The sequence below is a fragment of the Streptomyces sp. sk2.1 genome, from assembly GCF_008120935.1.
Classification (GTDB): Bacteria; Actinomycetota; Actinomycetes; order Streptomycetales; family Streptomycetaceae; genus Streptomyces.
Genome location: NZ_RDBO01000038.1, coordinates 1 through 9,473 on the forward strand (window position 1 = coordinate 1; position 9,473 = coordinate 9,473).

The following is a 9,473-nucleotide window of genomic DNA, read 5'->3' on the forward strand; positions in this document are numbered from 1 at the left end:
GCATGCCCCGCTCGTACGCCCGGTAGGCGCACTCGCCGGCCGCATGCCCCGCTCGTACGCCCGGTAGGCGCACTCGCCGGCCAGCCGTGATTTGCCGATGCCCGCGTCCCCCACGAAGAAGACCGCACGCCCCGAACACCGCGATGCGGTGTCCAGGGCGTCGCTCAGCAGGCCGGTCTCAGCGGCTCGCCCGAGCGCGAGCTCACCTACCTCACCCTGCTCCAGCGCCAGCGCGCCGCGGCCGTGGTGCTGACCGGGGGCGCCGTGGAGGACCCGGCGCACCGGGCCGCGACGTCCGCCAAGCTGACCCGGCTCGCGGACGCGGGCACCCGGGTGGTGCTGTGCGGGCGGCCCCCGCTGCCGGACAACGAGGCGGTCGTGGCCACGCTGGCCTTCGACAACCGGGGCGGGGGCCGCCGCCTCACCGAGCACCTGCTCGCGCTGGGCCACCGGCGGATCGGCTACGTCGCGGGCCCCTCGGAGCGCACGACGACCCGCCACCGCCTGGAGGGGCACCTGGAGGCGATGCGTGCGGCGGGGCTCGTCGGCGACGGCGCGGGCGCGGGGACGTACCCGCCCGGCGGGTACGCGGAACGGCTCGTCGTCCACGGCCCCTACGACCGGCGGTCGGGCTACGACGCCACGGTCGAACTCCTGCGCCGCGAACCGGAGGTGACGGCCGTCGTCGCCGCGAACGACACGGTGGCCCTGGGCGCGAGCGCGGCGATCCGGGACCGGGGGCTGCGCATTCCCGAGGACGTCTCGGTGGCGGGCTTCGACGATCTGCCGTTCTCGGTGGACGCGGTGCCGGCGCTGACGACGGTACGGCTGCCGCTCTTCGAGGCGGGGGCGCGGGCGGGGCGGCTGGCCATGGGCAAGGAGGCCCCGCCGCCCGGCGGAATCGCCACGATCCCGGCCGAGTTGATGGTCCGCGGCTCGACGGCGCCGCCGCGGGGGCGGTGAGCGGGTGGGGGTTTTGGTGGACGAGTGGGGGTTCCGGTCTTCCGGTACCGGTCCCCGCCCCCGGTGACGGACCCGCGCCGGCCGTCCGCACCGGCTCCCGGGACTGCCCGCGACGACACCCGCACCGGCCCCCGGCACGGGCCGCGACGGCGTCCGCCCAGGCCCTGAACACATCCTCAACTGCGGCTTCGCCAAAGCTCGTTCGGGTCTTGAGCGGGGCCGGACCGGTGCCGGACCGGTGCTTGAGCGGGGCCCGTCCCGGTCTCCGTTCGGGTTCCGGCAGAAAGATGGGGGTGTTGCCCCCATGCCCTACGGAGCCTCCACGGGAAGTATGGGGTTCGGCGGACCGGTCGGTGCCGGCGCCGGACCGAGGAGGTGCGATGACGGAGATCGATACGGGCGGCAACGAACGGCTGTGCGTCTCTTCCGCGTCACGCCCGTCCGCGGCAGCGGGACACCCCGCCGATGCGGTCGGCCTGCTGGAGGCCGACCGGCCCGCGGCGCCCGGGGCGTCCGGCACCCCCGGGGCCTCCTGGGCGGACGGCCCGTGGTGGCGGCCCGCGCTGACCGGGGAGCAGTCCCGCGACCACGCCCCGGACTGGGCGCTGTTCGTCCGGGACGCGGTCTCCGCCGCCCCCGAGAGGGCGGAGATCGCCGACGGGGAGGACCGGCCGGGGCTGCGCGGGTTCGAGTGCGTCCTCGCCCCGTTCACCGCCTGCGCGGCGCGGCGGATGCTGGACGGGTTACCCCCGCGGGTGGGCCGGTGCGCCGATCTGGACGCCGTGCGCGACGACTTCGAGCGCCATCTGGCCCGGCGGCTCGCCCGGCTCGCCGCCCGGACCCTGGTCCTGGAACTGCACACGGCGCGGCGGGACGGCCGGCTCACCGGGGCGGCCTCCGCGGACCGGTTCACGGACTTCCTGCGGCTGACCGGTTCCCGGTCCGGGCTGGCCGCGCTCTGCACCGCGTACCCCGTACTGGCCCGGATCCTGGCGCGTGCGGCGCTCGACGCCGCCGCCGCGCTGACCGAGATGCTCGTACGGTTCGCCGCGGACCGTCCGGTGCTGCCGGGCGACCGCACCGCCCCCGGAGGAACCCCGTCCCAGGGGGCTTCCTCCGGGGGCGGTGCGGTCGCCCGGCAGCACCGGACGGTCCGCGGCGAACCGTACGAGCATCTCGGTCGTTCAGGGCCTGGGCGGACGCCGTCGCGGCCCGTGCCGGGGGCCGGGGACGGCCACCGGGGCGGGCGCACCGTGATGCTGCTCCGGTTCGAGGACGGCGCCCGGCTGGTCTACAAGCCGCGCCCGCTCGCCGCGCACCGGCACTTCAACGAACTGGTCCAGTGGTTCAACGCGCTGCCCGGCACACCCGGTCTGCGTACGCTCGCCCTGCTGGACCGGGGGTCGTACGGCTGGGTGGAGTTCGTCGCGGAACGGCCCTGCCGCTCGGCCCGTCAGATCGAGACCTTCTACCGGCGCCAGGGGGCCCTGCTGGCCCTGCTGCACGCGCTGGACGGCACCGACCTGCACCACGAGAACCTGATCGCGGACGGGGAGCACCCGGTCCTCGTCGACGTGGAGACGCTGTTCCACCCGCCGCTGCCCGCCGCGGCCTCGGACGATCCGGCGGCCCGCGCCCTGCACGACTCGGTGCACCGGGTGGGGCTGCTGCCACAGCTGCTCGTCGGGGACGAGACGGCGCTCGACATGTCCGGGATCGGCGGCGGGCAGGCGGCCGATTCCCCGGTGCGCAGCGCCGACTGGGCCGACGCGGGGACCGACCGGATGCGGCTGGTGCGCCGGACGGCCCGGTTCGGCGAGTCGGCCAATCGGCCCCGGCTGACCAAAACGCCCGCCGACCCGTCCGCCTTCACCCGCGCGCTGTGCGCCGGTTTCCGCGCCGGGTACACCGCGATCAAGGCGGCCCGCGCCGAACTCCTTCGCCCCGGCGGCCTGTTGGAGCGCTTCGCACACGACGAGGTGCGGGTGGTGGCGCGGCCCACCTGGGTGTACTCCTCGCTCCTGGACGAGTCCACGCATCCGGACCTGATGAAGGACGCCGCCGAACGGCACGAGGTGCTCGCGCTGCTGGGCACCGACGTCCTGGGCTCCTCCGCGCTGCCCGACCTGCTGGACGAGGAGATCGCCCAGCTCTGGGCGGGGGACGTGCCCCTGTTCACCGCCCTGCCCGAACGCACCGACCTGTGGAGCGGCAACGGCCGGCTGCTGCCCGGGCCCCTCGCCCGGACGGGGCTGTCCCTGGTCCGGGAGAAGCTGGCGGCCATGGACACGGTGGACCGGCAGGACCAGGAGCGGATCATCCGCGCCGCGATGGTGACCACCTCCCGCGAGCCGGCCCACATCGCCGCTCCCGGCCCGCGCCGGGCCCGTACGGCCGCGACCGCGCCGGAGCCGGAGCAGCTGCTCGCGGCGGCCCGCTCGGTCGGCGACCAGCTGGTCTCCCAGGCCTACTCCGGGCCCACCCGGCTGAACTGGATCGGTCTGGAGCTGCTCGGCGAACGCTACTGGCGGCTGGGCCCGATGGCCGCCGACGTGGCGGGCGGCTACACCGGTACGGCGTGCTTCCTCGCCCAGCTCGCCTCGCTCACCGGGGCGGACCGGTACGCGGCCGCCGCCCGGGACGCGCTGGCGCCCCTCGCCGGGCTGCTGGACGCGCTGCACTCGCGCCCGGACGACCTGGGCCCGGTGGGCTCGGGCGCGTTCGCCGGGCTCGGCGGGATCGCCTACGTACTGGCCCAGGTCTCGGACACGCTGGACGACCCGCGCCTGGGCGAACTGGTGCTGCCCGCACTGCGGTTGACCGGCGCCGCGGCGAGCGCCGAGAGCGAGTACGGGGTGCGCGGCGGCACGGCCGGCGGACTGGTCGGCCTGATCGCCGGGTACCGGACCACCGGGCGGGCCGACGTGTGGCGCGGGGCGGAACGCTGCGCCGGGCTGCTGCGCGAGGCGCCGCTGCCGGACGCGCCGGGATTCGCCGACGGGTCCGCCGGGATCGGCTGGGCGCTGCTGCGCTTCGCCGAGGCGGGCGGCGGCGAGCCGTACCGCGCCTCGGGGCTCGCCGCGCTGCGGGCCGCGACCGGCGCGGTCGGCCCGGACGTCTCCTGGTGCCGGGGCCGCACGGGCGTGGCGCTGGCCGTGCTGGACAGCCCGGCGGCGCGGACCGACCCGTCGCTGTCCGCCTGGGCGCGCGAGGCGGCGGCGGACATCGCGCGGTGCGAACCGCCACCGGACGACAGCCTGTGCCACGGCGAGCTCGGCGTCCTCGAACTGCTGCGCCTCGGCGAGCCCTCGGGCGCGCGCACCCGCTGGGTGGAGCGGGCCGGGGCGCTGCTCGCGGCGGCCGACCGGGCGAAGCCGCGCTGCGGAACCCCCGGCCAGGTACCGCATCCGGGGCTGCTGACCGGGCTCGCGGGCATCGGACACGGACTGCTGCGGGCGGGCTTCCCCGACCGGGTGCCGTCCCTGCTGCTGCTCGCCGGACCCACCGCGCCCGCCGCACCCCACTGACCACCCGCCCACCGACCCCGTACCGCTCCTCCTCCGTTCCTTCTCCCCCGTTCCTCCTCCCCCGCACCGTTCACCACCGCACGGCTCACGGAACGACAACCCCCTACAGAAGAGGCAGAGATCATGCAGAGCACCGAAGCTTCCGCCATCCTCTCCACCGACTCCATGGACGACTTCGCCGACGAGCACCCCGCCGGCAGAATCACCCTGGGTGCGAGCGGCAGACTCGCTCTGCGCAGCAGCATTCTCAGCGCCACGGACGGCAACAACGGCTGCACCACGGACCTGCCGTGGACCACCATGACCTGGAACTGAATGAACTCCTTTTCAGATCAAGAGATTTGACGCGCTGACCGGCGGGCAGTGCCTCGAGTAGCCTGCGTACATGCGTGCCACTTCGTCGGTGATTGTCGGGCGAGCCGCTGAGACCGGCCTGCTGAGCGACGCCCTGGACACCGCATCGCGGTGTTCGGGGCGTGCGGTCTTCTTCGTGGGGGACGCGGGCATCGGCAAATCACGGCTGGCCGGCGAGTGCGCCTACCGGGCGTACGAGCGGGGCATGCCGGTGCTGCGCGGCAGGGCCACGTCGACCGGGCTCGTGGTGCCGTTCCGCCCGCTGATCGAGGCGCTGTCCTCACGGTTCCGGGCGGCCGGTACGCCCACCGACCCGGAGCTGGACCCGTACCGTCCGGCGCTGGCCCGGCTGGTGCCGGAGTGGCGCCAGGGTTCCTCCCCCGGCTATCCGGAGACGGTGGTCGAGCTGGCAGAGGCGCTGCTGCGGCTGCTGTCGGTGCTCGGCCAGGAGCGCGGCTGCGTGATCCTGCTGGAGGACCTGCACGACTCCGACACCGAGACGATCGCGGTGGTGGAGTACGTCATCGACAACGTGGCGGACCTGCCGGTGCTGCTGCTGGGGACCCTGCGTCCGGAGCCCGGTGTCGCCCTGGACCTGGTGCGTTCGGCGGAGCGGCGGCAGGTCGCCACCGTGCGCGAGCTGGCCCCGCTCGGCGACGCGGACGTGCGGGAGATGGCCGCCTCGTGTCTGGAGGCCGACCCGGACGAGGTGCCGCGGACCACCCACGAACGGCTGGCGGGGCGGGCGGGCGGCAATCCGTACCTGGTCGAGGTGCTGCTCGCCGATCTGCTCGACTCCGGCCAGCTGCGCCGCACCGGCGACCGCTGGGAGGAGCACGTCAATCCGGACGCGTCGGTGCCGACCGGGGTGGTGCGCAGCTGGTCGCGGCGGCTGGACCGGTTCGWCGAACCGGTGCGCGAACTGCTCCTGTGCGCGGCCACGTTGGGCAGCCGGTTCTCGGTGACCGTGCTCCAGACCGTCACCGGTTTCGACGACCGCACGCTCTTCAGCCATCTGCGTTCCGCCGTCGAGGCGAACATCATCGCCCCCGACGGGGCGGATCCCGACCGCTACACCTTCCGGCACGCGCTGACCGCCGAGGCGCTGGTGGCCTCGCTGGCACCGGCCGAGCGGGCCGCCACGGCCCGTCGCGCGGCCCTGTCACTGGCCGCCGTCGTACATGAACTCGGCGACGAGCAGCGACAGCTGATGGCGACTCTGCAACTTGCCGGGGGCGACCGGCACGGTGCCGCCCGGCAGTTCGCCGCCGTCGGCCGCCGAATGCTGGCGGCGGGGGCGTCCGGTTCCGCCGTCATCCTGCTGGAGCGGGCACGTTCACTCGCCCACGAGGGCGATCTGCGGAGCGTCACGGAATCGCTCGCGGTCGCCCATGCCGAGGCCGGCGAGCTCGACACGGCCCTGGCGCTGACCGGGGAACTCCCGCCGGTGCCCCCGCGCTCAGACGCCTCCGAGCAGCGCGGGGAGACCCACATCAAGATCGCCTGGGCGGCCGTGATGGCGGAACGGATGGCGGAGGCGGCCGGGCAGATCCGGGCCGCGCGGGGCGTTCTCGGTACGGCCGTCCGCCCCGAGCAGCAGGCGGCGCTCGACGTGGTGGACGGCCATCTGGCCCTGCTGCCCGGCCATGTCGACCACGGGCAGCAGGAGCGCGCGCAGGACGCGGCGCGCCGGGCCGCGGCCGTCGCGGAGGAGCGCAACCTTCCCGTGGTGGCCTGCCAGGCGTGGCAGTTACTGGCGCTGCTGTCCCGGGAGCGCGGCTTCGACGAGGCCGACGCGTGCCTGGAGCGGATGCTCGCGGTGTCCGAGCAGCACTCCCTGCCGGTGTGGCGGGTGGAGGCACTGGTCCGGCTCGGCGCCAACACGTTCATGCGCACCGGCGACCCGGCCCGGCTGGAGACGGCCCGCACCGCCGCCCAGTCGCTGGGCGCGCTGGTGCCGACCCAGACCGTGGACGGGCTGCTCGCCATGAACGCGGTGATGCGCGGCGAGTGGGACGGGGCGCACGAGATCATCGAGCGTTCGGTGGCCGCCAGCGCGCGGGTCCGCAACCTGGGTGCGCACCGCTACCTGCTGCTGGCCTCGGCGACGCTCGCCGCGCACCGGGGCCGAAGACGGGACCTGGACCGGGCCATGGTCCGGTTCCGCCGGGCGGGCGGCGAGGAGTCCTTGCTCGTACCGCTGCAACTGGGTCTCTGCCGCGCCTTCGCGGCGCTGCTGGAGGAGGACCGCGAGCGTGCGCTGGCCGACCTCGACGCCTCGCTGGCCTGGGAGCGCGAGAACCCCAGCTTCTTCTACCTGAGCGGGCGTTACGGCCTGCGTCCGCTGCTGCGGGTCCTCGACGGGCGGGGCGACCGGGCGGAGCTCGACGCGACCCTGGAGAGCCCCGGCGCGGACCTGGCGTGGAACCAGCTGTTCCTGCGGCTGGCCGACGGTGTCCTGCACGGCCGGGAGGGCGACGCGGAGCGCGCCGCCCGGACGGTCCGCTCCGCCGTCGCCGGCGCCGCCGCCTTCCCCCTCGCCCGCCACCTGGGGCTGCGGCTGGTCGCCGGCGCGGCGCTCGCCGAGAAGTGGGGCGAGCCGGTGGGCTGGCTGCGGGCGTCGGAGGAGTACTTCTACGGGGCGGGCATCCAGCCGGTCGCGGCGGCGTGCCGGGCGGAACTGCGGCAGGCGGGGGCCAGCGTCGGGCAGCACCGGGGCGGCTGGGACCGCATCCCGGCCGCCCTGCGGACGAGCGGTGTGACGCCGCGCGAGTACGAGGTCTTCGTCCTGCTGGCGGAGCGGCCGGGCAACCAGCAGATAGCCCGCAGGCTGTCCATCTCGCCGCGCACGGTGGAGAAGCACATGGCGAGCCTGCTGAACAAGACGGGACGCGCGGACCGGGCGGCCCTGTGCGAGTTCTCCGCCGAGTGCGCGGCGGAACGCGACTGAGAGCCTGTCGGGTGACCCCTGACCGGGCAGCCGACGGGCTCCGGGCGCGACCGGGCGCCGGAACGCGCTGGACGGCGAGGTGGGGTGACGGGCGGGGGTCCGGGGGCCCGTGATGTCCCCGTCGCGCACGGAATACGGGTATGCGGGCCCAACATGGGGGTGCGGAGCGGTTTTGGTCGGGTCCCGTCACGGAACATGCGGGTCCGGCACCGATGTGGGGGGAACCGTTCCCGGCGGACCATCCAGGGACATGACCGGCAAGCCGCCCAGTCCCCCGTTCTTCGGAGGCCCGTCCATGACCCGACACCCCACCCGTACCCCGTCGCCCGGTGCGCTGAGCCTCTCGGTCCTCGGGCCGCTCTCCGGGTACCTGGACGGACGGCCGCTGCTCCTCGGGCCGCGCAAGCAGCGGCTGGTCCTGGCCATGCTGCTCAGCCGGCCCAACACCCCGGTACCGGTGGACGTGCTCACCGACGCGGTGTGGCCGGACGCACCGCCCCGTACGGCGCGCAAGAACCTCCAGGTGTACATCAGTTCCACGCGGACGCTGCTCGGCGCGCGATGTCCCGGGGGGCCGGACGGCGGCGGTGCCGGCGGGGAGCGGCTGGTGCACTCCTGCGGCGGTTATCTGCTGCGGGTCGGCGAGGACGAGCTGGACACCCTGCGGTTCCGTTCGCTGGCCGCGGCCGGCCGGCGGGCCGCCGACGACGGCGATCCGCGGGCCGCCGCCGGTCTGCTGCGCCGGGCGCTGGACCTGTGGCAGGGGCCGCCGATGCACGATCTGCGGGACTCGCCGGAGGTGGCCGCGGAGGCGGAGCGGCTGGAGGCCCGGTGCCTGACCGTGCACGAGGACTGGGCCGAGACGGAGATCTCGCTGGGGCGGGCGCCCGCCGTCGTGGACGGACTGCGGGACCTCGCCGAGCAGCACCCCCTGCGCGAACGCATCCGGGCCGCGTGGATGGACGCCCTGCACCGGACCGGCCGCCGGGCCGAGGCGCTCGCCGTGTACGACGACTACCGCCAGCTGCTGGCGAGGGAGCTGGGCCTGGAGCCGGGGGCGGCCATCGCGGCCCGGCACCGTGCGATGCTGACCGGCCGGGACGGCGCGGACCGGCCGAGGGCGGCGGCCCCGGCGCGCCGGGCCGAGTCGTTGCGGACGGTGCTGCCCGCCGGGACGCCCGACTTCACCGGCCGGGGCGAGCAGCTGCGGGAGCTGCTGGACGTCCTGGGCGGGGAGAACGGCCGGGTGGTGGCGGTCACCGGGGCCGCGGGGACCGGGAAGACGGCCCTCGCGGTGCAGGCGGCGCATCTGCTGGCGGAGCGGTTCCCGGACGGCCGGATCCACATCCGGGTCCGCGACGAGCAGGGGGTGGTGCGTCCCCCGTCGGCGCTCGTCGGCGAACTGGCCCGGCTGACCGGCGACCCGCACCGGGCGGAGCCGATGACGGACCCGGAGCACTGGCGGCACTGGCTGGCCACGCACCGTTCGCTGGTGGTGCTCGACGACGTGCCGGACGAGGCGGCGGTACGGGCCCTGCTGCCGGGCACCGGCGGCAGTTCGTTCGTCCTGACGGCGCGCGGTCAGCTGGCCGGGCTCGCGCCGGTGCACCGGATCGCGCTGCCGCCGCTGGCCCCGGCCGAGGCGCTGGCGCTGCTGGGCCGGCTGATCGGGGCGGGGC

5 protein-coding genes and 1 pseudogene are annotated in these 9,473 nt (G+C 75.6%); 5 read left to right on the forward strand and 1 reads right to left on the reverse strand.

Features of this window, described 5'->3' with window-relative positions:
• On the reverse strand, positions 1-225 hold a 225-nt coding region (locus tag EAO76_RS45385; protein WP_148836334.1), incomplete at its 3' end, for an ATP-binding protein.
• Here EAO76_RS45385 and EAO76_RS14290 point away from each other — a divergent pair.
• From EAO76_RS14290 to EAO76_RS14310, 5 genes and pseudogenes are all read left to right on the forward strand, one after another.
• Positions 181-963: pseudogene (locus EAO76_RS14290) on the forward strand (substrate-binding domain-containing protein); the annotation flags it as partial. The gene EAO76_RS45385 and the pseudogene EAO76_RS14290 overlap by 45 nt on opposite strands.
• A gap of 380 nt (positions 964-1,343) precedes the next feature.
• Positions 1,344-4,490: a type 2 lanthipeptide synthetase LanM family protein gene (locus tag EAO76_RS14295; RefSeq protein ID WP_148836325.1), complete on the forward strand. Its 3,147-nt coding sequence runs from the start codon at positions 1,344-1,346 to the stop codon at positions 4,488-4,490.
• A gap of 123 nt (positions 4,491-4,613) precedes the next feature.
• Positions 4,614-4,805: a hypothetical protein gene (locus EAO76_RS14300; protein ID WP_148836326.1), complete on the forward strand. Its 192-nt coding sequence runs from the start codon at positions 4,614-4,616 to the stop codon at positions 4,803-4,805.
• 70 nt (positions 4,806-4,875) lie between these two features.
• The gene (locus EAO76_RS14305; RefSeq protein ID WP_148836327.1) at positions 4,876-7,794 is read left to right on the forward strand and encodes a helix-turn-helix transcriptional regulator; all 2,919 of its coding nucleotides are present in this window, start codon (positions 4,876-4,878) and stop codon (positions 7,792-7,794) included.
• A gap of 295 nt (positions 7,795-8,089) precedes the next feature.
• Positions 8,090-9,473 (forward strand): BTAD domain-containing putative transcriptional regulator (locus EAO76_RS14310; RefSeq protein WP_148836335.1); only part of this gene is annotated, 1,384 nt, incomplete at its 3' end.